At 50.6% G+C, this 25,678-nt stretch carries 26 protein-coding genes; 24 read left to right on the top strand and 2 right to left on the bottom strand.

The features are described 5' to 3' along the window. Nucleotides 1-21: 21 nt before the first annotated feature. Nucleotides 22-618 (top strand): CoA pyrophosphatase, encoded by a 597-nt coding sequence (locus XMD530_RS02375; protein ID WP_173498466.1) that lies wholly within the window; start codon nt 22-24, stop codon nt 616-618. Then, nucleotides 618-836 carry a DUF1289 domain-containing protein gene (locus XMD530_RS02370; RefSeq protein WP_173480210.1) on the top strand — a complete coding sequence of 73 codons (219 nt, stop codon included), beginning with the start codon at nt 618-620 and terminating at the stop codon, nt 834-836. The genes XMD530_RS02375 and XMD530_RS02370 overlap by 1 nt, the downstream gene beginning before the upstream one ends. Here the strand turns inward: XMD530_RS02370 and XMD530_RS02365 are convergent. Both XMD530_RS02365 and XMD530_RS02360 read right to left on the bottom strand, forming a co-directional pair. Beyond that, entirely contained in the window at nt 784-2,061 is a 1,278-nt protein-coding gene (locus XMD530_RS02365) for an HlyC/CorC family transporter (protein WP_173498467.1), read from the bottom strand. The genes XMD530_RS02370 and XMD530_RS02365 overlap by 53 nt on opposite strands. A 65-nt stretch (nt 2,062-2,126) precedes the next feature. After that, the gene (locus XMD530_RS02360) at nt 2,127-2,921 is read right to left on the bottom strand and encodes an inner membrane protein YpjD (RefSeq protein ID WP_173506668.1); all 795 of its coding nucleotides are present in this window, start codon (nt 2,919-2,921) and stop codon (nt 2,127-2,129) included. A gap of 161 nt (nt 2,922-3,082) precedes the next feature. Between XMD530_RS02360 and ffh the strand changes: the two genes are divergently transcribed. The 22 genes from ffh to XMD530_RS02250 all read left to right on the top strand — a co-directional run bounded on the left by ffh (nt 3,083) and on the right by XMD530_RS02250 (nt 25,421). Beyond that, nucleotides 3,083-4,465: a signal recognition particle protein gene (gene ffh / locus XMD530_RS02355; RefSeq protein WP_173482986.1), complete on the top strand. Its 1,383-nt coding sequence runs from the start codon at nt 3,083-3,085 to the stop codon at nt 4,463-4,465. Nucleotides 4,466-4,633: 168 nt separating this feature from the next. Next, a complete protein-coding gene (gene rpsP, locus XMD530_RS02350; protein WP_173480214.1) occupies nt 4,634-4,882 on the top strand; it encodes a 30S ribosomal protein S16 in 249 nt (82 codons plus the stop codon). 20 nt (nt 4,883-4,902) lie between these two features. Further along, nucleotides 4,903-5,436, top strand: a complete 534-nt coding sequence (gene rimM, locus XMD530_RS02345) for a ribosome maturation factor RimM (protein WP_173480215.1) — start codon at nt 4,903-4,905, stop codon at nt 5,434-5,436. A 3-nt stretch (nt 5,437-5,439) separates the two neighbouring features. Next, the gene (gene trmD / locus XMD530_RS02340) at nt 5,440-6,180 is read left to right on the top strand and encodes a tRNA (guanosine(37)-N1)-methyltransferase TrmD (RefSeq protein WP_173480216.1); all 741 of its coding nucleotides are present in this window, start codon (nt 5,440-5,442) and stop codon (nt 6,178-6,180) included. A gap of 28 nt (nt 6,181-6,208) precedes the next feature. Beyond that, entirely contained in the window at nt 6,209-6,565 is a 357-nt protein-coding gene (gene rplS, locus XMD530_RS02335) for a 50S ribosomal protein L19 (protein WP_173480217.1), read from the top strand. Nucleotides 6,566-6,691: 126 nt separating this feature from the next. Continuing rightward, nucleotides 6,692-8,026: a hypothetical protein gene (locus XMD530_RS02330; protein ID WP_173506667.1), complete on the top strand. Its 1,335-nt coding sequence runs from the start codon at nt 6,692-6,694 to the stop codon at nt 8,024-8,026. After that, nucleotides 8,026-8,952: a site-specific tyrosine recombinase XerD gene (xerD, locus tag XMD530_RS02325; RefSeq protein WP_371731422.1), complete on the top strand. Its 927-nt coding sequence runs from the start codon at nt 8,026-8,028 to the stop codon at nt 8,950-8,952. Before XMD530_RS02330 ends, xerD begins: the two co-directional genes overlap by 1 nt. Nucleotides 8,953-8,987: 35 nt before the next feature. Further along, nucleotides 8,988-9,704: a DsbC family protein gene (locus XMD530_RS02320; RefSeq protein WP_173506666.1), complete on the top strand. Its 717-nt coding sequence runs from the start codon at nt 8,988-8,990 to the stop codon at nt 9,702-9,704. A gap of 239 nt (nt 9,705-9,943) precedes the next feature. Further along, nucleotides 9,944-11,245 carry a homoserine dehydrogenase gene (locus XMD530_RS02315; protein WP_173480220.1) on the top strand — a complete coding sequence of 434 codons (1,302 nt, stop codon included), beginning with the start codon at nt 9,944-9,946 and terminating at the stop codon, nt 11,243-11,245. A gap of 12 nt (nt 11,246-11,257) precedes the next feature. Further along, nucleotides 11,258-12,652 (top strand): threonine synthase, encoded by a 1,395-nt coding sequence (gene thrC / locus XMD530_RS02310; RefSeq protein WP_173480221.1) that lies wholly within the window; start codon nt 11,258-11,260, stop codon nt 12,650-12,652. Between the two features lie 35 nt (nt 12,653-12,687). After that, complete coding sequence (locus XMD530_RS02305) at nt 12,688-13,485, top strand: YdcF family protein (protein WP_173498469.1); 798 nt, start codon at nt 12,688-12,690, stop codon at nt 13,483-13,485. Beyond that, complete coding sequence (gene recJ, locus XMD530_RS02300; RefSeq protein ID WP_371731421.1) at nt 13,482-15,212, top strand: single-stranded-DNA-specific exonuclease RecJ; 1,731 nt, start codon at nt 13,482-13,484, stop codon at nt 15,210-15,212. Before XMD530_RS02305 ends, recJ begins: the two co-directional genes overlap by 4 nt. 21 nt (nt 15,213-15,233) lie before the next feature. Next, nucleotides 15,234-15,416: a hypothetical protein gene (locus XMD530_RS02295; RefSeq protein ID WP_173480223.1), complete on the top strand. Its 183-nt coding sequence runs from the start codon at nt 15,234-15,236 to the stop codon at nt 15,414-15,416. Further along, the gene (gene nfo / locus XMD530_RS02290) at nt 15,404-16,291 is read left to right on the top strand and encodes a deoxyribonuclease IV (RefSeq protein WP_371731420.1); all 888 of its coding nucleotides are present in this window, start codon (nt 15,404-15,406) and stop codon (nt 16,289-16,291) included. Before XMD530_RS02295 ends, nfo begins: the two co-directional genes overlap by 13 nt. Further along, on the top strand, nt 16,288-16,923 hold the full coding sequence (locus XMD530_RS02285) for an NUDIX domain-containing protein (protein ID WP_173489035.1): 636 nt from the start codon (nt 16,288-16,290) through the stop codon (nt 16,921-16,923). Before nfo ends, XMD530_RS02285 begins: the two co-directional genes overlap by 4 nt. Further along, the gene (locus XMD530_RS02280) at nt 16,916-17,368 is read left to right on the top strand and encodes a DUF1249 domain-containing protein (RefSeq protein ID WP_173480225.1); all 453 of its coding nucleotides are present in this window, start codon (nt 16,916-16,918) and stop codon (nt 17,366-17,368) included. The genes XMD530_RS02285 and XMD530_RS02280 overlap by 8 nt, the downstream gene beginning before the upstream one ends. Next, a complete protein-coding gene (locus XMD530_RS02275) occupies nt 17,368-17,955 on the top strand; it encodes a YqiA/YcfP family alpha/beta fold hydrolase (protein WP_173489037.1) in 588 nt (195 codons plus the stop codon). The genes XMD530_RS02280 and XMD530_RS02275 overlap by 1 nt, the downstream gene beginning before the upstream one ends. A gap of 12 nt (nt 17,956-17,967) precedes the next feature. Then, a complete protein-coding gene (gene parE, locus XMD530_RS02270) occupies nt 17,968-19,860 on the top strand; it encodes a DNA topoisomerase IV subunit B (RefSeq protein WP_173489038.1) in 1,893 nt (630 codons plus the stop codon). 206 nt (nt 19,861-20,066) lie between these two features. Next, nucleotides 20,067-21,206, top strand: a complete 1,140-nt coding sequence (carA, locus tag XMD530_RS02265) for a glutamine-hydrolyzing carbamoyl-phosphate synthase small subunit (protein WP_173480228.1) — start codon at nt 20,067-20,069, stop codon at nt 21,204-21,206. Nucleotides 21,207-21,252: 46 nt separating this feature from the next. Next, complete coding sequence (gene carB / locus XMD530_RS02260) at nt 21,253-24,474, top strand: carbamoyl-phosphate synthase large subunit (protein ID WP_173480229.1); 3,222 nt, start codon at nt 21,253-21,255, stop codon at nt 24,472-24,474. Further along, on the top strand, nt 24,471-24,953 hold the full coding sequence (greA, locus tag XMD530_RS02255; RefSeq protein WP_173480230.1) for a transcription elongation factor GreA: 483 nt from the start codon (nt 24,471-24,473) through the stop codon (nt 24,951-24,953). The genes carB and greA overlap by 4 nt, the downstream gene beginning before the upstream one ends. A gap of 51 nt (nt 24,954-25,004) precedes the next feature. After that, the gene (locus XMD530_RS02250; protein ID WP_173483789.1) at nt 25,005-25,421 is read left to right on the top strand and encodes an acyl-CoA thioesterase; all 417 of its coding nucleotides are present in this window, start codon (nt 25,005-25,007) and stop codon (nt 25,419-25,421) included. The last annotated feature ends 257 nt before the right edge of the window (nt 25,422-25,678 follow it).

Here is a 25,678-nt window from a genome sequence, read left to right as displayed (position 1 = left end):
ATTCGGTGTATGATTAAACTAATGATTTCGAAAATAGAGCAAACCCTGACTCACTACAAGCCTTGGCAGCTATCTGACCACTATTCGTCTGATCAGCAGGCGGGTGTGATGATGCTAATCACCGATCTAGCGGTACCAGAGGTGATACTGACCTTGCGGCACAGCAGGCTGTCGAGTCATGCTGGTGAGGTGGCTTTTCCAGGCGGTCGCAGAGATCCTGAGGATCAGGATATTCTTGCTACGGCTTTGCGTGAGACCCATGAAGAGCTGGGTATTGAACCCTCACAGGTTAGGCCCTTGGGCGCTTTAAGTGATGTGCTCTCTAAGCATCGCCTCAAAGTGGTTCCCTGGGTCGGTGTTGTGCCGCATACGGTGGTCGAGCAACCTAATCCCGATGAGATCGAAGCCGTTTTTCGAGTACCGTTGAGCTTCTTTATGGAGCCGGGCCGCGCGCGATTTGATCAGTTCATGGATCTATCCGGTAGGACTCGATATGCACCAGCATGGGATTATCAAGGCTATGAGATCTGGGGGCTAACCGCCTGGGTCATTGCCGAGCTATTAAACAGTGCCTTTGATGCACAGATTCAAACCAGACCGAGGCCAGAGCGAACTTAATGGATTCAGAAAAACCGATTCCCAATCCTTGCATGGGCGTGTGCGCTCTCGATGAGGACGATCTCTGTATTGCCTGTCGTCGTTCAGGTCTAGAGATCGCCTATTGGAGTACTTACTCCAACGAGAAGAAGCGTGAAGTCTGGGCGTTGATTCGAGAGCGGGAGGCTACTCCTCCGCGTCACTCTCGATCTCGAGACGCTGGACACGAACCGTCTTAATCAGGTTGTCACTGATTTGTAGCGTCTCTAAACGGTACTCATTCAGTTCGATACAGACGTTAGCATCGGGAATAGATTCAAGCTGTTCTGTGATTAGACCGTTTAGCGTTTTTGGTCCTTCGGTCGATAGCTCCCAATTCAGTGCTTTATTGATCTCACGAATATAAGCCGAGCCATCGATAAAGTAGCTGCCATCTTCCTGTTGGTGGATGTCTTCATGGATATCGGATTGATCGTTAGAGAGTTCGCCGACGATCTCTTCTAAGATATCTTCCAGGGTGACAATGCCTTGTACATCACCGTACTCATCAACGACGACGCCGATGCGGCGGCTCTCTTTCTGAAAGTTAAGGAGCTGTGTCTGCAGCGGTGTGCTCTCTGGAATAAAGTAGGCCTCATGAACCACCGCCATAATGGCCGGTTTGGTGACCTTGCCCTGTTGAATCAACTGGGCCAGATTGCGCATGTGCAGTACGCCGACGATCTGGTTGATGTCGCCACGGTAGACCGGAAGGCGGGTATGTTTGGTCTTAGAGAGCTGCTCAAGAATCTGGTCCATCTCATGGTCCAGATCGATGCCCTCTACCTCGTTGCGTGGAATGATGATGTCATTAACGGTCACTTCACCAAGCTCTAGAACTCCCAAAAGCATCGATTGATTCGATTGAGGGATCAGAGCGCCTGACTCGTTCACGATGGTGCGTAACTCTTCGGTGCTGAGGTTATGGGCATCTTCCCCGGTCGTCTTGATACCGAGTAGGCGGAAAATCCCATTGGTAATGAGGTTGACGGCAAACACTAAGGGGTAAAACACTTTAAGTAGCAGTACTAAAACATAGGAGGCCGGAAAAGCCACCTTCTCTGGATACATGGCTGCCAGTGTCTTAGGCGTCACTTCCGCAAAAATCAGCACGACCAGCGTCAAGGCACCGGTCGCAATGGCGATACCTGCATCGCCCCAAATTCGAACAGCAATGACGGTCGCGATGGCTGATGCGAGAATGTTGACGAAGTTATTGCCTATCAAAATCAGGCCGATCAGACGATCTGGGCGATCTAGTAGTTTGGCGGCTTTGCGTGCACCTAGGTGGTTATTCTTCGCTAAATGCTTCAAACGGTAGCGATTGAGCGACATCATGCCAGTTTCTGAACTAGAGAAAAATGCAGAACAGAGGATCAGAATAAACAGAAGAATTGAGAGCGAGCTTATCGACGCGTCTTCCAAGGGGAAATGCCTATATTGTTAACGGAAGCTCATTTTGTGTAGATGGGGCGTGGGTGTCAACCCAATTAAGCCCCAAGTATTAGCTCTAGAACGGCCTTTGAACCAAAGAAGCCGAGCATCAGCAAGACAAAACCGCTGAGTGTCCAGCGCAGAGCCGTGCGGCTACGCCAGCCAAACATCGCACGTCCTGTTAGCAGAATAGTGAAGACAACCCAGGCGCTAAGGGATAGTAGCGTTTTGTGAGCGAGGTGTTGTGCAAACAGATCATCGGTGTAGACGTAACCCGTTATCAACGCCAGCGTCAGTACCACCTGACCCGCAGTAATCAAATCAAACAGTAGGTTCTCCATCACCTGCAGTGGTGGCAGGGTATTCAGTAAGCCTCTGGTCTTATGGCTTTTCAGAGCATGCTCCTGCTTAGAGAGCAACAGAGCTTGCAGTGCGGCAAGCGTGAACAGGCTGTAGGAGATAATAGACAACAGAATGTGGCTTAGCAGTCCAGCGCTGTAGCTTGATTTGGTCCCTTCGCCAGGGAAAGCATAGGCCAGAGCCAGAGTGATGGCGGCCATTGGAAAGACCCACATAAACAGATTGTCGAGCTTATGACGTAGGCTACCCAATAGCAGAAGAACGACCACGGCGATCGAGATCATCGAGCCGGCAACAAAGAAGCTGAGGTTTAAGCCAAATCCGCCCGAAATGATCTGTAAAGTCGCGATCAGTTGAAAAATGACGGCGATGAAACCAAAAGCCTGTATGCGGTTGCGCGGTCCGCCTTGTTGAGTCGCGAACTGCTTCATTTGCCACTGGCTGGCAATCAGATAGAGGCCAATGGCGGCAAGGGTAAATAGCGATAGCATCCAAAACTCCGGACTGTGTAAACCTAATTCCACAAGTGTGGCACAAATTGCTGGGATGCGAAATATACAGTCAGCCTGTCCCTGCGCTATACTACGGCGCAAATTTGGCGGGATATCTCGATATCGAAACGACCCATTAGACCCGCACAATGAGGAATAGAATGTTTGCAAATCTTCAAGAACGCTTAACTGGCACGCTTCGCTCCGTTACAGGACGCGCGAAACTGACCGAAGACAATATTAAGGATACGCTGCGTGAAGTACGTATGGCGCTTCTTGAGGCTGATGTTGCCCTGCCGGTGGTTAAAGAGTTTGTAAACGCGGTCAAAGAGCGTGCGGTTGGACAAGAAGTTTCTAAGAGCCTAAGTCCTGGTCAGGTTTTCGTTAAGATCGTTAACGAAGAGTTGGTTCGCGTGATGGGTGAAGCGAACGAGCAGCTTAACCTTGCGGCAACGCCACCTGCTGTGGTGATGATGGCCGGTCTGCAGGGTGCGGGTAAAACCACCTCGGTTGCAAAGCTGGCGCGTTTCCTCCGTGAGCGTGAAAAGAAGAAGGTGTTGGTCGTATCAGCTGACGTCTACCGTCCAGCAGCTATTCGTCAGCTAGAGACTCTGGCCGGCGAGGTGGATGTCGAGTTCTTCCCGTCGACTATTGAACAGAAGCCGATCGATATCGTTAATGGCGCGACGGCGCATGCAAAAATTCAGCACCATGATGTTGTCATTGTCGATACCGCGGGTCGTCTAGCGGTTGATGATGCCATGATGGCTGAGATTAAAGAGCTGCATGCAGCGGTTAATCCGGTCGAGACGCTGTTCGTCGTTGACTCTATGACGGGTCAAGATGCAGCGAATACTGCAAAAGCCTTTAATGAAGTCTTGCCTCTTACCGGTGTGATTCTGACTAAGACCGATGGTGATGCCCGAGGCGGTGCGGCTCTGTCGGTACGCCACATTACTGGCAAGCCTATTAAGTTCCTAGGTGTTGGTGAGAAGGTCGATGCCCTTGAGCCTTTCCACCCTGATCGTGTTGCTTCGCGTATTTTGGGTATGGGTGATGTGCTCTCCTTAATTGAGGAAGCTGAGCGCAAGATTGATAAGGATAAAGCGGAAAAGCTGGCGAAGAAGGTCAGCAAAGGTAAAGGCTTTGATCTAGAAGACTTCCGTGATCAGATCAATCAGATGAACAACATGGGCGGTATGATGTCGATGATGGAGAAGATGCCGGGTATGGGGCAGATGATCCAAGCGGCACAAACGGCTCAGGCTGAGCAGGGCATGAAGAAGTTTGCCGTGATCATCGACTCGATGACGGCTAAAGAGCGTCGCAACCCAGATATTATCAGCGGCTCGCGTAAACGTCGTATTGCAGCTGGTTCGGGTACCAACATCCAAGAGATCAATCGCCTGCTTAAACAGCACAAGCAGATGGCTAAGATGATGAAGAAGTTTGGTTCTAAATCGGGTATGGCGAAACTGGCGCGTGGCATGAAAGGGATGATGCCACCGGGTATGGGCGGTCCTGGTGGTTTCCCACGTATGTAATTGATCAAACTCTGATCAAAAAATAGCTTTTAATGGGCGCAGTATTCACGTAGAATCTGCGCCCTATTTAATTTGGCCTTCATCTGTCTGGGCGATTTGCTGGGATTGGTGAAGAAACAACAATGATGGGCGATCTCAAAACCCATCCGCGAAATAAAGGGGTCCTTAATGGTCACTATTCGTTTGTCCCGTGGTGGCGCTAAAAAGCGTCCGTTCTATCACATTCATGTCGCAGACTCTCGTTTTGCGCGTGACAGCCGCTTTATTGAGCGTGTTGGTTTCTTCAATCCGGTTGCTCGCGGCCAGGAAGAGCGTCTACGTCTTGATCTAGAGCGCGTAGAGTACTGGGTTAGCAAGGGCGCTCAAATGAGCGAACGTGTTAGCACACTGGTTAAAGAAGCACGTAAAGCTAAGTAATTGATTAAGGCCTGATAGCAGTGGCAGAGATTGCAGCAGAGGACTACGTAGTTCTTGGACGCTTCAACTCACCTTTCGGTGTACAGGGTTGGATTAAAGTCTACTCATACACTGATTCGATGGAGAATATCCTCAGCTATCGCCCCTGGTTGGTAAAACAACAAGGTGAATGGGTACCGGTTAAGGTAACCAGCGCTAAAAAACAGGGTAAGGGTTTAATCGCAAAATTGGACTCTATAGATTCACCCGAAGCAGCCCGCCAATATTGTGAAGCGGAGATTGCAGTACCACGCTCGGTTCTACCAGTGTTGGATGACGGTGAGTACTACTGGAGTCAATTAGAGACATTATTGGTTTATACCGAATCCGGCGAATTGTTGGGTCGGGTAGATCACCTAATAGAGACCGGCGCAAATGATGTGTTGGTTGTTAAAGGTACAGACGAGAGCGTTGATCGTGAGACACGATTGATCCCATATGTACCGGATCAGGTGATCAAACAAATTGATTTAAACGCTGGAACAATGCGGGTCGATTGGGACCCAGAGTTCTAAGTTGTGTGGTTTGGGATCGTATCGCTGTTCCCTGAAATGCTTGAGGCGGTTAGCCGTTTTGGTGTTACAGGCAGAGCAGTTAAAAACGGACTGATCCAAGTCGAGAGTTGGAATCCAAGAGATTTTACTCACGACAAACATCGCACCGTCGATGATCGCCCCTTTGGTGGTGGTCCTGGGATGTTGATGAAGGTTCAGCCATTGAGAGATGCGATAGCGGCGGCGAAAGCGGCAGCACCCAGTCAGGCTAAAGTGATCTATCTGTCGCCACAAGGCAGACGCTTAGATCAACAAGGTGTGACAGAACTGGCCACGGCAGAGAGTTTGATCTTTGTCTGCGGTCGCTACGAAGGGGTTGATGAACGCCTGATCGAAGCGGAAGTGGATGAAGAGTGGTCACTCGGTGATTTTGTCCTGAGTGGTGGTGAGCTCCCAGCCATGGTGATGGTCGATGCGATATCAAGAATGGTGCCTGGTGTATTGGGTGACCAAGCCTCTGCTGAAGAGGACTCCTTCTCGGAAGGATTGCTTGATTGTCCACACTACACACGACCAGAACAGTTAGATGGCGTTGGCGTACCGTCGGTATTGATGAGTGGAAATCACGCAGAGATACGCAAATGGCGCCTAAAACAGCAATTAGGAAGGACCTATGAGCGTCGCCCTGATCTGCTAGAGAAGATCGATTTGGACCCAGAACAGCAAACGTTGTTAAACGAATACATCGGCGAGACTAAAAAGTAGTCCGCAGTTGAAAAGTTAGGAGCGAGCGATGAGCAGCAAAAACTTAATCATTCAGCAGATCGAAGCTGAACAAACTGGTAAAGAAGTACCAAACTTCGGCCCAGGTGACACTGTAGTAGTTCAAGTACGTGTAGTAGAGGGCAACCGTAGCCGTCTACAGGCGTTCGAAGGTGTAGTTCTAGGTAAGCGTAACCGCGGCCTAAACTCTGCTTTCACTGTACGTAAAATCTCTCACGGTGTGGGTGTGGAGCGTACTTTCCAGACTTACAGCCCAGCGGTTGAAGCGATCGAAGTTAAGCGTCGTGGTGACGTTCGTCAGGCGAAACTTTACTACCTACGTGAGCGTAGCGGTAAGTCTGCACGTATCAAAGAGAAGCTTAACTAAGTTAATTTTATTAACTGAGTTGATCTCGATTAAGAAAGGCGGCCATGTGTCGCCTTTTTTATTGCTCAAATTTCTCCTATTTCAAATAGTGGTCTAGTATGAAGTGATGACTGTTGGGGGAATCCTTTGCGTTGGTTTAAAACCGTTCTACTGTTATTGATAGCGACGCTGCTGGTCGGTGGGGGCGGTTATGCCTATGTCTGGTACAAAGCTAAAGCCTATATCGATGATACCTTGACGGTTCTGCTGCCTGGCTATCGTGTGCGCTATGAGCAATTGGTTCTGGATCCACGCGGTGAAGTCCGTATTGAGTCGCTGCAGGCGGCTCCCTTCGGTTATGAGTCTGCCATTAAAGTGGCCAATATCAGTATTCGAGCGGACGCGCCGCTCTTCTTCCTGCAGCCCTCTCCTGTCAGCAGTGCTTCTGACTGGCCCAGTTTCTTGGCCATCAAAATCGATAAGTTAAGAATGGATCTGGCATCCGATTTTATGGAGACGGCTCTTGCGAACCAGAGTGCTGCTGCGAGCAAAGGGTTGGTCAACATCGCGGCACTGGGTTGTGGCGATGTACGTGAATTCTCTCTGCCTGTGTTGCGAGATATGGGATACCCCGAAATTCAGGCGGATCTTAACATTCGCTTAGACCCAGATAACGATAATGGACGTCTAGTCTTGGGTAGTCAGATTCAGCTGTTGGGGATCGCCTCGCAACGATTGGTGTTGGAGGTTAGTTTTACACCTGGATACCTTGCACCACAGACCTTGTTGGCGGCCAGTCCGCGAGTCCAGCGTTTTCAGTTTGCCTACCAAGACCTTGGATTTAATGCTCGCCGCGATACCTACTGTGCTGAACAGACTGATGTAACCGAGGCGGAGTACCGCTTGGTGCATGCCGATCTGTTAAAAGCTCAGGCTACACAGTTGGGTATGCAGGTACCAGAGCGGCTTTGGAATGCCTATGAGCAGGCTATTGCTCCGGGCTCAAGTGTTGATTTGGGCATCTCACCCGCAGGCGGTATGGGCAGTGAGCTGTTCGTATTGATGAACGCCCCCCACGTCTTAGCTGAACGCTTGAATCCCTCTTTGCGCATCAACTCGGTGGGGCTTGATTTAGCGGGATTGGATTGGGAGTCCCTGTTGCCAGATGCGGAGCAGGCTGAACAGTTAACCCCTCAGGAGGAGGGATTGGTCAATGTTGAGCAGCTCAAGGAGAAGATTCTCTCCAGTCGCGAAGTGCAAAAGCTTGAGGATTCTAAGCAGTTCTATCCTGCTAGCTTTGATGAGCTGGATGACTATCTACAGTATCAGATTCGTCTCTACACCCACTTCGGGCGCTTTATTGAGGGGCGTTTGATCGAGGTGGCAGACAATAAGTTAGTTCTACTCAGAAGGGTCGATCAAGGGTATGCTTCCTACTCTGTTGATCGTAACTTTTTAGAAACTATTGAGGTCTACCGTTAGTGCCGGATGCACGTTTTACTGCGCAAAGCCCTGACTCCAAAGATGCCGCGTTAATCAAAGAGTTCATTCAAGGCTTGTGGATGGAGCGTGGCTTAAGTGACAACACGCAGAGCTCCTATCGACGCGATCTGAATCAGTTTGCCTGTTGGTTGAATCAGCAGGGTAAATCACTGATGGCTGTTACGCAGTCCGATTTACAGCACTATCTTGCCTGGCGCCTGTCTGAAGCGTTTAAAGCCAGCTCGACTGCTCGACAACTCTCCTGTATCCGTGGATTTTATCGCTACCTATTGCGCGAAAGTGTTATCGACGTTGACCCTACGTTGAATATCTCCAATCCAAAGCGCGGGCGCGCGTTGCCAAAGTCCATTTCCGAAGCAGAAGTGGATGCGCTGCTTGAGGCGCCGGATGTTGAAGATTCACTGGGGTTGCGAGATCGAGCTATGTTGGAGCTGTTGTACGGATCCGGGTTGCGTATCTCTGAGTTGATTGGGCTTGAGGTGGGTCAAATTGACCTGAGGGCTGGGCTATTACAGGTTGTCGGTAAGGGTGATAAAGAGCGACTGGTCCCTGTTGGCGAGGCGGCCATTGATTGGTTGAAACGCTATCAATCAGCTGCACGGCCACTGTTGATGGGTGCTACCAACCCTGAAGCGCTCTTCTTGAGTCGTCGAGGACAGCAGATGACCCGACAGACCTTTTGGCATCGTATTAAATTTTGGGCCCAGCAGGCGGGCGTTAAATCAGAACTATCGCCCCATACGCTTAGACATGCGTTTGCAACACACTTGTTGAATCATGGGGCGGATCTTCGTGCCGTGCAGATGCTATTGGGGCATGCCAATTTATCGACCACCCAGATCTATACGCAAATTGCCACGCATCGCTTAGAGCAGTTGCACAAGCAGTTTCATCCGCGGGGTTAAACTGGCACACTGGGCGCAATTTTTAAGGAGTTAAGATGAAAACCTTGTTCGTACTGTTGTTGTCCCTTGTGACTTTGCCGGCTCTGGCAAATACAGAGACCCTGATTGAAGAGAAGCTGAAAGCGGTTGATCCTTCGATTCCTATTACGCTGATTGAGCCGTCCGATATGACCAGTTTTTATGAGGTGCTACTCGGTTCTGGTGAGGTGCTCTACGTCAGTGAAGATGCGCAGTTTATTCTGTCGGGCAAGGCGTATCAGATCACACAAGAGAACCGTCTGATCAATCTTACCGAGAAGCGCTTAAGTGGGATGCGTTTAGATGCCATGCAGCAGGTGGCTGATAGCGATATGGTTATTTTCCCAGCTAAAGGTGAGAAGAGAACTCGACTTTATGTCTTCACCGATATCGATTGCCCCTACTGTCAGAAGCTGCACGAAGAGGTGGATGCTCTGAACGAAGCGGGTGTCGAAGTCGCTTACTTAGCCTTTCCTCGCTCTGGTCCTGGCGGTGCTACTGCGTCACGTATGGATCAGATCTGGTGTGCCGATGACCGCTTAGCAGCAATGGAGTCAGCGCTAGATGGTGGCTCTGTTAAAGCGGATGGCTGCCAAACACCCGTGCTTGAACAGCTGGCGCTGGGTCAAAAGCTAGGGGTTACCGGCACCCCTGCGATGATTACCGAGACGGGTGATCTATTACCGGGTTACATGCCAGCCGAGCGTCTGCTGCCGGTGTTGGGGATTAAGTAATCTCTGGAAAATGCTGGTAGGGTCGTGACAGGCTGAAAGCCAGTCACGTTTCTCTGTAGTTAGGTTGAAGCACTGGTGTCAGGCTTCAGCCTGACATCCGCCCTCTAATTACGCTTTTTATCAGTAAAACCTCCCTAATACCCATAGTTCAAACACCCTTTTTTAGCTATAATATGTCCCATTTTTTAACGCTCTGGGTCGGGTGAACCGCTCGAGCTCACTTCGAATGAGGTAAGGTTGTGAAGCCGGTAAAAGTTGGCATCTGTGGAATGGGTACTGTCGGTGGCGGTACGTTCGATGTTCTTAATCGCAATGCGTCTGAGATTGCACGTCGTGCGGGTCGTCGAATTCAGATTGAACAGGTCGCTATGCGTCGCCCTAACCCTGCGTTTGATACGACAGGAATCCACGTTACATCGGACATTTTCGAGATCGCAACCAACCCTGAGATCGATATCGTCATTGAGCTGATCGGCGGTTACGAGACAGCCTTTGATCTCGTGATGACGGCCATTCAAAACGGTAAACACGTCGTCACTGCGAACAAGGCGTTGATCGCGGTGCATGGCAACGAGATTTTTGCGGCTGCGCAAGAGAAGAATGTGATGGTCGCGTTTGAGGCCTCAGTTGCTGGTGGTATCCCAATCATCAAAGCGATTCGCGAAGGTCTATCAGCGAACAAGATCGACTGGTTGGCTGGCATCATTAACGGTACCGGTAACTTCATTTTGACCGAAATGCGTGACAAAGGTCGTGCCTTTGAAGATGTATTGGCGGAAGCTCAGGCGTTGGGCTACGCAGAAGCGGATCCGACCTTTGATGTTGAAGGCATAGACGCAGCGCACAAGCTGACCATACTTGCCTCAATCGCGTTTGGTATCCCACTGCAGTTCGAAAAAGCCTACACCGAGGGTATCAGTAAGATCACTTCACAGGATGTGAACTACGCTGAAGAGCTAGGCTACCGCATCAAGCACCTAGGTATTAGCCGCCGCACAGCGAAGGGTATTGAGCTACGTGTTCACCCAACGATGATTCCAGAGAAAGCGTTACTGGCCAATGTCGATGGTGTCATGAATGCCGTCCTTGTTGATGGTGATGCGGTGGGTCAAACCCTCTACTATGGTGCGGGTGCCGGTGCTGAGCCAACGGCTTCTGCAGTAGTTGCTGATGTGGTGGATGTGGTTCGTACACTCACTGCTGACCGTGACAACCGAGTTCCACACTTGGCTTTCCAGCCTAGCGAGCTTTCAGATGCTGAAGTGCTTCCTGTTGAACAGGTTGAGAGTGCTTACTACCTTCGCTTGCAAGCCGTTGAACGCCCAGGCGTGATGGCTCACATTACCCGCATCCTCGGTGAAAAAGGGATCAATATTGAAGCCGTGATTCAGAAACCGATCCGTGAATCACAGGTGCCTGTCATTCTGCTGACTCAACGAGTGGTTGAATCGACAATGAACGAAGCGCTTCGCGAGATCGAAGCACTGCCAGACGTTGTGGGTGAAGTGACCCGCATCCGTGTTGAACAACTGGCTGATTAAGAGGAATTTTCGATGCGTTATATTTCGACTCGTGGTGATGCGCCCGCACTCAATTTTGCGGATGTGCTATTAGCTGGTTTGGCGTCTGATGGGGGTCTCTATGTACCTGAGACTCTACCGACTTTCTCGAAAGAGGAGATCGCAAGCTGGGCAGGCCTTAGCTATGCGGATCTTGCCTTCAAAGTGATCAAGCCGTTCGTTGAAGAGTGCATTAGCGACGGGGATCTTAAATCGATGATCGATGAGACCTACGCTGTCTTTAAACACGATGCCGTAGCACCTTTGGTTCAGATCGATAGCAACGAGTTCGTTCTTGAGCTGTTCCATGGTCCTACCTTGGCATTCAAAGACTTCGCACTGCAGTTGCTCGGTCGTTTGATGGATCATGTGCTGAAACAGCGCAATGAACGCCTGGTGATTATGGGTGCTACCTCAGGTGACACGGGTTCTGCAGCGATCGAAGGCTGTCGTCACTCTGATCACTTGGATATCTTCATTCTTCACCCTTACAACCGTGTCTCTGAAGTACAGCGTCGTCAGATGACGACCGTATTGGAAGACAATGTCTTCAATATCGCCTTGGAAGGTAACTTTGATGACTGTCAGGAGATGGTGAAAGACAGTTTTGCTGATCAGAGCTTCCTAAACGGTATGAAGCTGGGTGCAGTGAACTCAATCAACTGGGCTCGTATCATGGCTCAGATCGTCTACTACTTCTCAGCCTCGCTGACCTTGGGTGGCCCTCATCGTCCAGTCTCTTTCTCGGTTCCAACGGGTAACTTCGGTGATATTTTTGCCGGCTACCTCGCTAAACAGATGGGTCTGCCGATCGATCAGTTGGTGGTAGCGACTAACCGTAATGACATTCTTCACCGCGTCATCAGCGGTAACGATATGTCTAAAGGTCAGCTTGAGCATACTCTGTCGCCATCGATGGATATTATGGTCTCGTCGAACTTTGAGCGTCTTCTATTTGATGTTTATGGTCGTGACGGTAAAGCCGTTGCTGATCTGATGGCGCGCTTTAAGAGAGAGTCTGTTCATCTTGGTGATGGTGAGTGGGATAAGGTTCGCGAGCTGTTTAACAGCTACGCCGTTGATGATGAGACAACCTGTCAGGTTATTGCTGATGTCTACGAGTCGACTGAGTACCTACTGGATCCGCACACAGCGATTGGTGTTAAAGCAGCACGCGAATGTCGTCGTGATATGAGTGTACCGATGGTCACTCTGGCCACCGCGCACCCGGTTAAGTTCCCAGATCCTGTTGTGAAAGCAGGTCTTGAATCGCCTAGCTTGCCGGCTCATATGAGCGATCTGTTTGAACGAGAAGAGCGTCTGTCGGTGCTGGATAACGATCTGGCCACAGTACAACAGTTTGTGGCGACTCACTCGCACAAGAGCTAAATGAATCGCCCCTCCTTTGAGGGGCGTTTTTTTGTATGGACAGTTTCTTCTCGCTCTCAAAGCTTTTCTGGTTCCTCGCTGCACCTGACCATCTTTTGGTCTGGTTGATGCTGCTTGGCCTTTTTTTACTTTGGTTAGGTAAGCGCCGCTTAGCTAGCTGGCTGCTATCTATTGATCTACTGCTGTTGATGGCGATTTTATTGATGCCCTTGGGAGATGCGGTTTTGTACCCTTTGGAGTCACGTTTTAAGCAACCGGATCTGAATCAGATTGAGCCCGCCGGGATCGTGATTTTGGGCGGCGGTGAAAACCCTGAGCTCTCTTCGGTTTGGCAACAGTCCCAGTTCAATGCCGCTGCTGAGCGGGTGATGGTGATTCCAGCCTTGGCTAAGCGTTTTCCTGAAGCGAAAATCATCTTTACCGGTGGCAGTGGGTCCGTTCTCCGTCAATCGTTCAAAGGGGCGGATGGTGTGGCCGATTATCTGGGGCAAATAGGTCTTGCGGATAGGGTCCTTTTGGAGAACCAGTCCCGAAACACCTATGAAAATGCGCTATTGTCGGCAAAATTGTTGGGTGCTGTGCCTGATAAGCCGTGGTTGTTGGTGACCTCGGCTTTTCATATGCCGCGCTCTGTAGGTATCTTTGAGAAACAGGGTTGGCAGGTCATTCCCTACCCAGTGGATTACTACACGACGACTACAACAGGCTTTAAGTTGGATCCAAGGCTGTGGCGTAACATGCGAGACCTTCACACCGGTTTGCGCGAATGGATAGGCCTGGTTGTCTACTACCTAACCGATAAAACTGATCAGCTTTTGCCAGGTGAGTCTTGAGCGAAGCGATGATTATTGAGCGCCCAATAGGCGCTGTATCTTCCTCACTTGCCTCTTTGCATCCGGTGATTGCGCGTATCTACGCCGGGCGCGGCGTGTCTGAGCTCAGTGAGCTTGAAAAGGGGTTGGAGACCCTGCTCCCCGATGGTGCCATGTTAGGCATTGATGCCGGGGTGGCAAGGCTTGTCACTGCGCTTCGGCAACAGGAGTCGATCCTGATTGTTGGCGACTTCGATTGTGATGGTGCGACCAGTACGACGACAGCGTTACTGGCTCTGCGTGCGTTTGGTTTTAATCAGGTCGACTATCTCGTTCCGAATCGATTCGAATACGGCTATGGCCTGTCTCCGGAAATTGTTGAGGTTGCTCAGCAGAAGCAGCCCGATCTGATCATTACCGTTGATAATGGTATCTCCAGTATCGAAGGTGTTGATCGAGCCAATATGCTAGGGATCGATGTGATCGTGACAGATCACCACCTGCCGGGCTCGGTATTGCCCAAGGCTGTGGCAATTATTAATCCCAATCAGGCCGGCTGTCAGTTCATGGCGAAATCGACCTGTGGTGCCGGAGTCATCTTCTATCTTTTAATCGCACTTCGTCGTCAGCTGCAGCAGCTTGGTTGGTTTGAGAAGAGCGGAGTTAAGGCTCCGAATTTGGCTAACTATCTTGATCTTATTGCTTTGGGTACGGTGGCCGATGTAGTGCCTCTGGAGCGGAATAACCGCACCTTAGTGCATCAAGGGTTGGCCCGTATCCGTGCCGGCAGAGCGCGTCCGGGCCTCCTTGCGCTTTTAGAGGTTGCTGGGCGTGATAATCAACGCATTAGTAGCTCTGATTTGGGGTTTGCCGTTGCACCACGTCTTAATGCGGCAGGTCGTTTGGATGACATCAGCTTGGGTATTGAGTGTCTACTAGAGGAGGATCCACAACGTGCCCGTGAATACGCTGAACAGCTGGATGCCTTAAACCGCGAGCGACGCTCTATTGAGTCTGAAATGCAGGCTCAAGCGATGGCCCATTTAGAGTCGTTGGATCTTTTGGAGGCGGAACGCCCAGCCGGCATAGCGCTCTTTAACGAGCAGTGGCACCAAGGCGTTATTGGTATTCTTGCCTCTCGCGTTAAAGAGAAACTGCATCGACCGGTGATCGTGTTTGCGCCGGGTGATGAGGGTGAGATTAAAGGATCGGCTCGTTCCATTGAGGGGTTCCATATACGCGATGGATTGGATCGTATAGCGACCGAACATCCTGGCTTAATTTCAAAGTTTGGTGGTCATGCGATGGCAGCCGGATTGACCATTTCTAAAGCGGATCTAGCCCGTTTCGAGACTGCTTTTGCGGCTGAAGTGACTCGTCAGACACGCAAAGAGGATCTGGATCGAGTGATCGAGACAGATGGTGAGTTGGCACCTAATCAATTCACCATGGAGTTGGCTCAGATGATTCAAGAAGCGGGCCCCTGGGGGCACCAATTCCCAGAGCCGAGCTTCCATGGTGAGTTTCGACTGTTGCAGCAGCGTATCGTCGGTCAAAAACATCTGAAAATGGTACTGCAAGAGCCGACAACAGGCTTGGCACTGGATGCAATCGCCTTTAATGTAGAGTCTGATATTTGGCCGAATGCGTCGATCAATCGTGTGCGTGCCGTCTACCGATTGGATATCAATGAATTTCGTGGGCAGCGCAGCTTACAGCTAATGGTGGAGTGGCTTAAGCCACTCTAGCCCGATAATAAGGAGAAGAGAATGAACGATTTTACGACAGACGAACTGGGTATTTTGGTCTCTGTATTTGAGCGTGCTGGAGTCGCTGAAGATGGATCCGCTGAGGGTAGTCTATTGAAGGTGATTAAAAGCGCACACTCTGAGCGAATGGAGCTTGAGTCGATGGACTTTGACGACTGTGCAGGTGGTGCGTGCAAGCTGTAAGTAACTCACTGAAGCCCTACTACGTTGGTGCCCATGTTAGCGCAGCGGGTGGGGTGCAGAATGCGCCATTGAATGCGGCGGCGATCGGTGCCAATGCGTTTGCGCTGTTTACTAAGAATCAGAGACAGTGGGTAGCTAAGCCGCTTGCCGATGAGACAATCGAGCAGTTTAAAGCGAACTGTGCCGAGCATAGCTTTCTGCCAGAGCAAATTCTTCCGCACGACAGTTACCTGATTAATTTGGGGCACCCAGAGGCAGAGCCACTTGAGAAGTCACGCGACGCCTTTGTTGATGAGATGCAGCGTTGCGAGCAGTTAGGGCTCTGTTATCTGAATTTTCATCCGGGCAGTCATCTTAAAAAGATCGATGTGACAAGCTGTTTAGCGACCATCTCTGAATCGATCGATATCGCGACTCAGGAGACCGAACAGGTCATCGCCGTGATTGAGACGACGGCGGGGCAGGGATCCAATTTAGGTTACAGATTTGAAGAGATTGCGGCCATCATCGACAAAAGCCGATACCCTGAACGCATTGGTGTCTGCATCGATACCTGCCATATTTTTGCTGCAGGTTATGATCTACGCACTTTTGAAGCCTGTGAGCAGAGTTTTGCCGAGTTTGAACGACTGATCGGCTTTGATAGGTTGTGCGGTATGCACATTAACGACTCTAAAATAGCGCTGGGTGGTCGCGTCGATCGTCACCACTCATTGGGTCAGGGTGAAATTGGCTGGGAGGCGTTTCGTTACATCATGCAGGACGATCGTTTTCGTGGTGTCCCGCTCTGTTTAGAGACTATTGATGAGACGATTTGGCCAGAAGAGATTCAGCAGTTGCGTCAATTTGCTGGCGAGAAACAGGCTGCGCAATGAGTTCTGAGCACTCCAAACCGGCTTGGGCTCCCAGCTTTGGGCAACAAGATTATCGCTTGATCAACGATGAGACGGCCTTTCAGGGCTACTTTCGGGTTAAGCGGCTAACGCTTGAGCATAAGACTTTTTCAGGTCAATCGATTGAGATCACACGCGAGCTGTTTCAGCGCGGAGATGCGGTCTGTGTGCTGCTTTATGATCCCGCGAAGGACTCTGTTGTGTTGGTTGAGCAGTTTCGGGTTGGGTCTCTGCAGGGCCCCTCTCCTTGGATGCTTGAGGTGGTTGCTGGCGTGGTGGAAGAGGGTGAAACCTCTGAGCAAGTCGCTAAGCGTGAGTCGATTGAGGAGGCTGGCTTGGTGATCGGCGAGCCGCGTAGAATTATTCGTTATCTGCCCAGTGGCGGTGGCTGTGATGAGTGGATCGATCTGCTTTATGCTGAGGTGGATTCGGAACAGGCTAGAGGCATTCATGGTTTGCCGGAGGAGGGTGAAGATATTCGTGTTCACGTCCTTTCGAGTGATGATGCCATAGAGTTAGTCAATCAGGGTGTTATTAATAGTTCGCCTGCCATCATAGCTTTGCAGTGGCTGGCGCTGAATAAATTGAGTTTACAAGGTGCTGTTGATGCATGATGTGAAGCGTAAGTATGTGCCGGATTTGGTAAAACAGAGTGTTGTCTCTGAGACCAACTATGCCCGTCTGATGCGTCTGCTTCCTGCTCAGCAGGAGTCTATTGAGTTTCGTATCGAGTGGCATCAACACGCCTATGTTGTCGCCATTAAACGCGATGAGGAGTTTGCCTACACCTCGACGTGGACACTCTCTTACTGGCCTGAGCAAGCTTCCCCATGGTTTAACCCACAGTCTTTTGTGATACGTCTCTATCATGATGCACGGATGGCGGAAGTGGTCTGTTTAAAACGTCGCTCACAACTGCCTGGACGTTACGATTACCCTAATGATGCGATGCATCAGCCAGATGAAAAATACCAGCTTAATCAACATCTTGCGGAGTGGTTAGGACACTGTGCGACTCAGGGTGTGCGTCATGATGTGAAGGTGGTGAGCGGACAGTAATGCATTTTCTCTATATTCACGGTTTTAACAGTTCACCCGAGTCGCTTAAAGGTCAGCAGTTGATACGCCACTTTGAGTCGATCGGTAGGGCATCGCAGCTATCAGTACCCGCATTGTCGCACTGGCCAGAAGAGGCGATGCAGCAGCTAGAGACGATTGTTCAGCAGCATGACGAGCTACTATTGATTGGCAGCTCTTTGGGTGGTTTTTATGCGACTTGCCTCAGTGAGCGCTACGCACATGTAAAAGCCATTTTAGTTAACCCGGCGGTTGCGCCACACACACTGTTGGGTGCGTTACTAGGTCCGCAAAAGAATTTCTACTCTGGCGAAGAGTATGAATTGACGCTTGAACATATGGCTCAGTTAGAGCGGTTGTATTATCCTCAACTGACATACCCGGAACGTCTACTGCTGATGCAGCAAGAGGGAGATGAGACCCTCGACTATCGTGAGGCTGTTAGCTACTACAGTGAGTCCTCGCAGATTGTTCAACCGGGCGGCCATCACGGCTTTGAAAATTTTGAATCCATGTTGCCGACGATTTTTGCCTTCGCTGAGAATCGCTGGCAGCCTGAGAACGGCTAGGAAAAGAGAGATATGTCAAAGGACTATAATGCTGGTTCGATCGAGGTACTAAGCGGGCTTGACCCAGTAAAGCGTCGCCCGGGAATGTACACAGAAACGGATCGTCCCAATCACCTAGCACAAGAGGTGATCGACAACTCAGTCGATGAGGCGTTGGCAGGCCATGCAAAGCAGATCGATATCATTCTGCACCCCGACAACTCACTCTCTGTGTCCGATGATGGTCGCGGTATGCCGGTGGACATTCACCCAGAGGAGGGTGTCCCAGGGGTTGAGCTGATTCTGACCAAGCTTCATGCCGGCGGTAAGTTTAACAATGACAACTACAACTACTCGGGCGGTCTCCACGGGGTGGGTGTCTCCGTTGTTAACGCACTCTCTAAGCTGTTGGAGGTGCAAATTCGTCGTGGTGGTCAGGTGCATCGCATCGGCTTTGCAGACGGCGAGAAAGTATCGGATCTTGAAGTGGTCGATACCTGTGGTCAGCGCAATACCGGTACCACCGTTCGATTTTTGCCCGACCCTAGTTACTTCGATTCGCCTAAGTTTAGTGTCAGTCGTCTGAAGCATAATCTGCGTGCCAAGGCGGTTCTCTGTCCCGGTTTAAAAGTGACCTTTACCGATCTCTCTACGGGTAAGAAAGAGAAAGAGGAGTGGTACTACGAAGATGGCTTAGTGGCGTATCTGAAAGGTAATACACAAGTTTATGAGACCCTTCCTGAAGAGCCATTTTGTGGCTCTTTGCAGGGTGAAGAGGATGCCGTTGAGTGGGCTGTCCAGTGGCTAAAAGAGGGTGGCGAGATGACCTGCGAAAGCTACGTCAACTTGATCCCGACCGCGCAAGGCGGAACCCATGTGAATGGCCTGCGTACCGGTCTTTTGGAGGCGTTGCGTGAGTTTTGTGACTTCCGCAGTCTGCTGCCACGCGGTGTGAAACTGTCGCCAGAGGATGTCTGGGATCGTTGCTGCTTTATTCTTTCAGCCAAGATGCGTGACCCGCAGTTCTCTGGTCAAACCAAAGAGCGTCTCTCTTCGCGTCAAATTGCGGCGTTTATCTCGGGTGCGGTAAAAGATGCCTTCCTATTATGGCTCAATAAGCACGTTGAAGAGGGTGAGGCGATTGCTGAATTGGTGATCGCCAATGCACAAAAACGTCTGCGTTCTGCTAAGAAAGTGGTACGTAAAAAGGTAACGCAGGGGCCCGCTCTACCAGGTAAATTAGCCGACTGTTCGGGCACCGATCCTATGCGCAGTGAGCTCTTCTTAGTCGAGGGTGACTCGGCAGGCGGTTCAGCAAAGCAGGCACGTAGCCGAGACTTTCAGGCGATCATGCCGCTGCGTGGTAAGATTTTGAATACCTGGGAGGTCGACTCTTCAGAGATCCTCGGTTCGCAAGAGATTCACGATATTTCGGTGGCTATTGGCGTGGATCCGGGTGCCGAGGATCTGAGTAATTTGCGTTACGGTAAGGTCTGTATTCTTGCCGATGCCGATTCTGATGGTGCGCACATCGCCACGCTGATCTGTGCACTCTTCCTAAGACACTTCAAACCTTTGGTGGCTGCAGGGCATGTCTATGTCGCTATGCCGCCGCTGTTCCGAATTGATGTGGCGAAAGAGGTCTTCTACGCTCTGGATGAGTCTGAGAAGAATGGCATCGTTGAACGCATCAAAGCGGAGCGCAATAACGCGCGCATCGGAGTACAACGATTCAAGGGATTGGGTGAGATGAACCCGATGCAGTTGCGTGAAACAACGATGGATCCCGATACCCGTCGTTTGGTTCAGTTAACGCTGGAGTCTGGAGATGATACTCACCAGGTGCTTGATATGTTGTTGGCGAAGAAGCGGGCTTCCGATCGCAAGTGCTGGCTTGAGGAGAAGGGCAACTTAGCTACAGTTTAAGTTGACTTTTACTCACCATATTCGACCGATTCGGCATGGACTTGCGCAGCTAATTCCCTTAGAATACCGCAGGTTTTGCCCGCGATAGCGGCGCATCCCACCGAAGAGATGTTTTTGAAAGCGAGGCGGACCCCAAGTTGGCCTCGCTTTTTTGCAGCCAAGCCACAGTAATTTTTCATATCTAGCCAGCGCGCGGGGAGGTTCTTTTGACGCAGCCAGCCATCTTAGCCCTTGAAGACGGTTCTATTTTTAGGGGTATTTCGATCGGCGCCGAAGGCGAATCATCAGGTGAGGTTGTATTCAACACCTCAATGACCGGTTATCAAGAGATCCTTACCGATCCATCCTACTGCCGCCAGATCGTGACACTCACCTACCCACACATTGGTAACGTGGGTTGTAACGCTGAAGATGCAGAATCTGATCGCACTTGGGTTGCAGGTCTTGTGATTCGTGATCTGCCACTGCTTGCGAGCAACTTCCGTTCTGAGCAGGCGCTAGATGAGTACCTAAAAGAGCGCAACATCATGGGTATTGCCGGCATCGATACACGCCGCTTAACGCGTATTCTTCGTGAGAAAGGTGCCCAGAATGGTTGCATCGTTGCGGGTGATAACATTGATGAAGCGAAAGCACTCGATGCTGCTCGTGGCTTCCCTGGCCTGAAAGGCATGGACTTAGCAAAAGTCGTTACACGTGACAGTTCTGATGCTTGGCGCACGTCCACTTGGGAGCTTGGTACTGGCTACACAGAGAAAGCCGATGCTGATCAACCGTTCAACGTAGTGGCTTACGATTTCGGTGTTAAACAAAATATTCTACGCATGCTGGTTGAGCGAGGCTGCCGTTTGACGGTTGTGCCTGCACAGACACCAGCATCTGAAGTGCTTGCAATGAATCCAGATGGCGTTTTCTTGTCGAATGGTCCTGGTGACCCAGAGCCATGTGATTACGCGATCGATGCGATCTCTGACATTCTAAAAACAGAACTGCCAGTTTTCGGCATCTGTCTTGGTCACCAGCTACTTGCGCTTGCGTCAGGTGCTAAGACTGAGAAGATGAAGTTTGGTCACCACGGTGCCAACCACCCCGTTCAGGATCTAGATAGCAAGCAGGTGATGATCACCAGCCAGAACCACGGTTTCGCGGTGGCTGAAGATTCACTACCTAGCACACTACGTGCAACACACAAATCACTGTTCGATGGCTCACTACAGGGTATTGAGCGTACTGATCGTCCAGCGTTCAGTTTCCAAGGGCACCCAGAAGCGAGCCCTGGTCCACACGATGTGGCACCACTCTTCGATCGCTTCGTTGAGATGATGCGCTCACGCCAACAGGGCTGAGTTGTAACGGGTAACTTAGAGAAACAGATTTAGACCAGGTTTTACGATGCCAAAACGTTCCGACATACAAAGTATTCTTATCCTAGGTGCAGGCCCGATCGTTATCGGTCAGGCGTGTGAGTTTGACTATTCTGGCGCACAAGCGTGTAAAGCGCTTCGCGAAGAGGGTTACCGAGTTATTCTTGTTAACTCAAACCCAGCAACGATCATGACCGATCCAGCGATGGCTGATGCGACATACATCGAGCCAATCAACTGGAAAACGGTTGCTAAGATCATTGAGAAAGAGCGTCCAGATGCGCTGCTACCGACTATGGGTGGTCAGACTGCACTGAACTGTGCGCTTGATCTCGACCGCGAAGGCGTATTGGCTGAGTTTGGTGTAGAGATGATCGGCGCTACTCAAGATGCGATCGATAAAGCGGAAGACCGTGAACGTTTTGACAAGGCGATGAAGAACATCGGCCTTGAGTGTCCACGCGCCTCTATCGCTCACTCGATGGAAGAGGCTCTTCAGGTACTGGATCAGGTTGGCTTCCCAGCGATCATCCGTCCATCATTCACTATGGGTGGTTCTGGTGGTGGTATCGCCTACAACCGTGAAGAGTTCATCGAAATCTGTGAGCGTGGTCTGGATCTATCACCAACCAACGAGCTTCTTATCGATGAGTCGTTGATCGGTTGGAAAGAGTACGAGATGGAGGTTGTCCGCGACAAGAACGATAACTGTATCATCATCTGTTCGATCGAAAACTTTGATGCCATGGGCGTACACACTGGTGACTCGATCACAGTCGCACCAGCGCAGACCTTGACCGATAAAGAGTACCAGTTGATGCGTAATGCTTCGATTGCAGTTCTGCGTGAGATCGGTGTTGAAACAGGCGGTTCGAACGTACAGTTCGGTGTTTGTCCAAAGACTGGACGCGTTGTGGTGATCGAAATGAACCCACGCGTATCGCGCTCTTCAGCACTGGCTTCAAAAGCAACAGGTTTCCCAATTGCGAAAGTGGCGGCAAAACTGGCGGTCGGTTACACCCTTGATGAGCTTCAGAACGATATCACTGGCGGTCAAACACCAGCTTCCTTCGAGCCTGCCATCGACTACGTAGTAACTAAGATCCCTCGTTTCACCTTTGAAAAATTCCCACAAGCAAACGATCGCCTAACGACTCAGATGAAGTCGGTGGGTGAGGTGATGGCGATTGGTCGTACTCAGCAAGAGTCTTTGCAGAAAGCGCTACGTGGTCTAGAGGTTGGTTCTGAAGGCTTCGATCCGATTGTTGATATTACCGCTGAAGATGCACGCGATAAGATCGTTTACGAGCTAACAACTCCAGGTTCTGAGCGCATCTGGTACATCGGCGACGCCTTCCGTATGGGTATGAGCGTTGATGAGATCTACAAGCTGAGTGGCGTTGATCCTTGGTTCTTGGTTCAGATCGAAGACATCATCAAAGATGAGCAGCGTGTATCGGAAACCGCACTGAGTGAACTCTCTACAACCGATCTGTTCATGCTGAAGCGCAAAGGTTTCTCAGATGCTCGTCTAGCCAAGCTATTGGGTGTTTCAGAGAAGCAGTTCCGCAAGCATCGTCAGGCAGCTGGTATTAAGCCAGTATACAAACGTGTCGATACCTGTGCCGCAGAATTTGCGACTGATACCGCTTACATGTACTCAACGTACGAAGAGGAGTGTGAAGCGAACCCATCGGATCGTGACAAGATCATGGTCATCGGTGGTGGCCCTAACCGTATCGGTCAGGGTATCGAATTTGACTACTGCTGTGTTCATGCAGCGCTTGCAGCGCGTGAAGATGGCTACGAGACCATCATGGTTAACTGTAACCCTGAAACCGTCTCTACCGACTATGACACATCAGACCGCCTCTACTTCGAGCCGATCACTCTAGAAGATGTGTTGGCAATCGTTGAAGTTGAACAGCCTAAAGGCGTGATTGTTCAGTACGGTGGTCAGACTCCTCTGAAATTAGCCGTAGCTCTAGAACAGGCTGGCGTTCCAATCATTGGTACCTCGTCTGAAGCGATCGACCGTGCTGAAGACCGTGAACTGTTCCAGCAGATGCTTAAGCGTCTTGGTCTGAAACAGCCAGAGAACTCAACAGTACGTAGCCTTGAAGAGGCGATCATTGAAGCCGAGAAGATCGGTTACCCACTGGTTGTTCGTCCATCTTACGTATTGGGTGGTCGTGCTATGGAGATCGTCTACAAAGAGGACGAGCTGCGTAAGTACATGAATACAGCCGTTCAGGTCTCTAACGAATCACCTGTCCTGCTTGATCACTTCCTAAACGCAGCGATCGAAGTGGATATCGATGCGGTCTGTGACGGTAAGCAGGTCGTGATTGGAGCGATCATGCAGCACATTGAGCAGGCGGGTGTTCACTCAGGTGACTCAGCATGTTCATTCCCTCCGTACAACCTTGCAGCAGACGTCCAGGACGAGATGCGCGAGATGGTGCGCAAGATGGCACTTGAATTGGGTGTTGTTGGCTTGATGAACGTCCAGTTAGCCTACCAAGATGGCGAGATCTACGTGATCGAGGTTAACCCTCGTGCATCACGTACAGTTCCTTTCGTATCTAAGTGTATCGGTGTTTCTCTAGCGAAAGTCGCTGCACTGGTTATGACCGGTAAGTCATTGGAAGAGCTAGGCTTTACGAAAGAGATCGTACCAAGCTACTTCAACGTGAAAGAGGCGGTATTCCCGTTCAATAAATTCCAAGGTGTTGACCCAATCCTTGGCCCAGAGATGAAGTCTACGGGTGAAGTCATGGGTACCGGTGAAACCTTCGGTGAAGCATTCATGAAGGCTCACTTGGGAGCTGGCGACAAGCTACCTAAGCCAGGTACTGCGTTTGTTTCAGTGCGTGACGTCGATAAAGAGGCCGCTTGTGAACTGACTAAACAGTTGGTTGAACTTGGCTTCGATATCGTTGCAACCAGCGGTACAGCAGCACTACTAGAGACTCACGGCATTACAGCTAAGGTTGTGAACAAGGTCACTGAAGGTCGTCCAAACATCGTTGATATGTTGAAGAACGGCGAAGTTAACTACGTTGTAAACACAACGGAGGGCCGTAAAGCGATTGCTGATTCAGCCGATATCCGTCGTGCAGCACTGCAGCATAAAGTGCCTTACTCAACGACGATGGCCGGTGCCGTCGCGATTACCGAAGCACTTCGTTACGGTGAAGAGCGTACCGTGCGTCGTCTTCAAGAGATCCACGCGGAGGCGTCTGCATGAGTGTCAATCGTGTTCCCATGACCGTTGAGGGCGAAGTGGCACTTCGCGCTGAACTGGAGCGTCTTAAAACCCAAGATCGCCCAACCGTGATTGCAGCGATTGCTGAAGCACGTGAGCACGGTGACCTTAAAGAGAATGCTGAGTACCACGCAGCGCGTGAACAGCAGGGCTTTATCGAAGGTCGTATCGCGGACATTGAGAGCAAGCTTTCAGTGGTTCAAGTGATCGATGTCACCAGCCTGCCTCACACGGGTAAAGTGATCTTTGGTACGACGGTTGATCTAATTAACGTCGATACCGACGCGGAAGTGACCTACAAGATCGTCGGGGACGATGAAGCAGACATCAAACTGAATAAGATCTCTATCAACTCCCCGATTGCACGAGCACTGATCGGTAAAGAGGAGGGTGACATCGCCGCGGTTGAGACCCCGGCCGGTGTGACTGAATATGAGATTGCAGAAGTTAAGCATATCTAAGCTGATTCAAAAAACCGCCTTCGGGCGGTTTTTTATTATTTGGAGTTCCTCATGTCCCAAGAAACCCCTACAGGCCGTCTTACTACCCGTACCATCGCAATGCCGGCTGATACCAACCCCTCAGGCGATATCTTCGGTGGTTGGGTATTGTCACAAATGGATATGGCTGCCGGTATATGTGCGGGCCAGCGTGCACAGAGTCGAGTGGTGACGGTTGCACTGGATGGTATGAGCTTTATCCGCCCGGTTCGTGTCGGAGATGTACTGGGTGTCTACACCGAAGTGGTTAGAGTCGGTAGTAGCTCAATGGATATCAAAGTGGAGTGCTGGGTGCGCCGCAGTCGCATAGGTCATCGTGAAAAAGTGACCGAAGCAATCTTCAAGTTTGTCGCACTGGATGATGAGGGTAACTCCAAGCCAGTACCGCCAGCACAAGAGCTGCCGGAGTATGTTGAGACACTGCTCTAGCGTAATTTCAAATCAGGTGACAAGCTTCGGAATATTTTCGCGGTTTGCCCTACGGGCAATTCGCTCCTACAGTAGGACTCCGTTACGGGCTTGTCGCGAAGTCCTATTGTAGGAGGGAATTCAGCTCTGCTGAAACCCCGATCGATTTCAACAGCGGATGACAGGCTGAAGGCCAGTCACCGAAAAGATCGCCACATCTTCGATATGGCTCCAACAAAAAAAACCGCCATAAAGGCGGTTTTTGCAGTACGATTTAA

It is taken from the genome of Marinobacterium sp. xm-d-530 (genome assembly GCF_013283365.1).
Classification (GTDB): Bacteria; Pseudomonadota; Gammaproteobacteria; order Pseudomonadales; family Balneatricaceae; genus Marinobacterium_E.
Note: the sequence above shows the minus strand (reverse complement) of the source record. Positions and strands in the feature narration are given on the sequence as shown.

Bases quoted from the DNA above. Each gene is read 5' to 3' on its own strand.
- XMD530_RS02375 (WP_173498466.1), top strand. From the start codon at position 22: ATGATTTCGAAAATAGAGCAAACCCTGACTCACTACAAGCCTTGGCAG.
- XMD530_RS02370 (WP_173480210.1), top strand. From the start codon at position 618: ATGGATTCAGAAAAACCGATTCCCAATCCTTGCATGGGCGTGTGCGCT.
- XMD530_RS02360 (WP_173506668.1), bottom strand. From the start codon at position 2,921: ATGCTATCGCTATTTACCCTTGCCGCCATTGGCCTCTATCTGATTGCC.
- ffh (WP_173482986.1), top strand. From the start codon at position 3,083: ATGTTTGCAAATCTTCAAGAACGCTTAACTGGCACGCTTCGCTCCGTT.
- rpsP (WP_173480214.1), top strand. From the start codon at position 4,634: ATGGTCACTATTCGTTTGTCCCGTGGTGGCGCTAAAAAGCGTCCGTTC.
- rplS (WP_173480217.1), top strand. From the start codon at position 6,209: ATGAGCAGCAAAAACTTAATCATTCAGCAGATCGAAGCTGAACAAACT.
- XMD530_RS02320 (WP_173506666.1), top strand. From the start codon at position 8,988: ATGAAAACCTTGTTCGTACTGTTGTTGTCCCTTGTGACTTTGCCGGCT.
- thrC (WP_173480221.1), top strand. From the start codon at position 11,258: ATGCGTTATATTTCGACTCGTGGTGATGCGCCCGCACTCAATTTTGCG.
- XMD530_RS02305 (WP_173498469.1), top strand. From the start codon at position 12,688: ATGGACAGTTTCTTCTCGCTCTCAAAGCTTTTCTGGTTCCTCGCTGCA.
- XMD530_RS02295 (WP_173480223.1), top strand. From the start codon at position 15,234: ATGAACGATTTTACGACAGACGAACTGGGTATTTTGGTCTCTGTATTT.
- XMD530_RS02285 (WP_173489035.1), top strand. From the start codon at position 16,288: ATGAGTTCTGAGCACTCCAAACCGGCTTGGGCTCCCAGCTTTGGGCAA.
- XMD530_RS02280 (WP_173480225.1), top strand. From the start codon at position 16,916: ATGCATGATGTGAAGCGTAAGTATGTGCCGGATTTGGTAAAACAGAGT.
- XMD530_RS02275 (WP_173489037.1), top strand. From the start codon at position 17,368: ATGCATTTTCTCTATATTCACGGTTTTAACAGTTCACCCGAGTCGCTT.
- parE (WP_173489038.1), top strand. From the start codon at position 17,968: ATGTCAAAGGACTATAATGCTGGTTCGATCGAGGTACTAAGCGGGCTT.
- carB (WP_173480229.1), top strand. From the start codon at position 21,253: ATGCCAAAACGTTCCGACATACAAAGTATTCTTATCCTAGGTGCAGGC.
- greA (WP_173480230.1), top strand. From the start codon at position 24,471: ATGAGTGTCAATCGTGTTCCCATGACCGTTGAGGGCGAAGTGGCACTT.
- XMD530_RS02250 (WP_173483789.1), top strand. From the start codon at position 25,005: ATGTCCCAAGAAACCCCTACAGGCCGTCTTACTACCCGTACCATCGCA.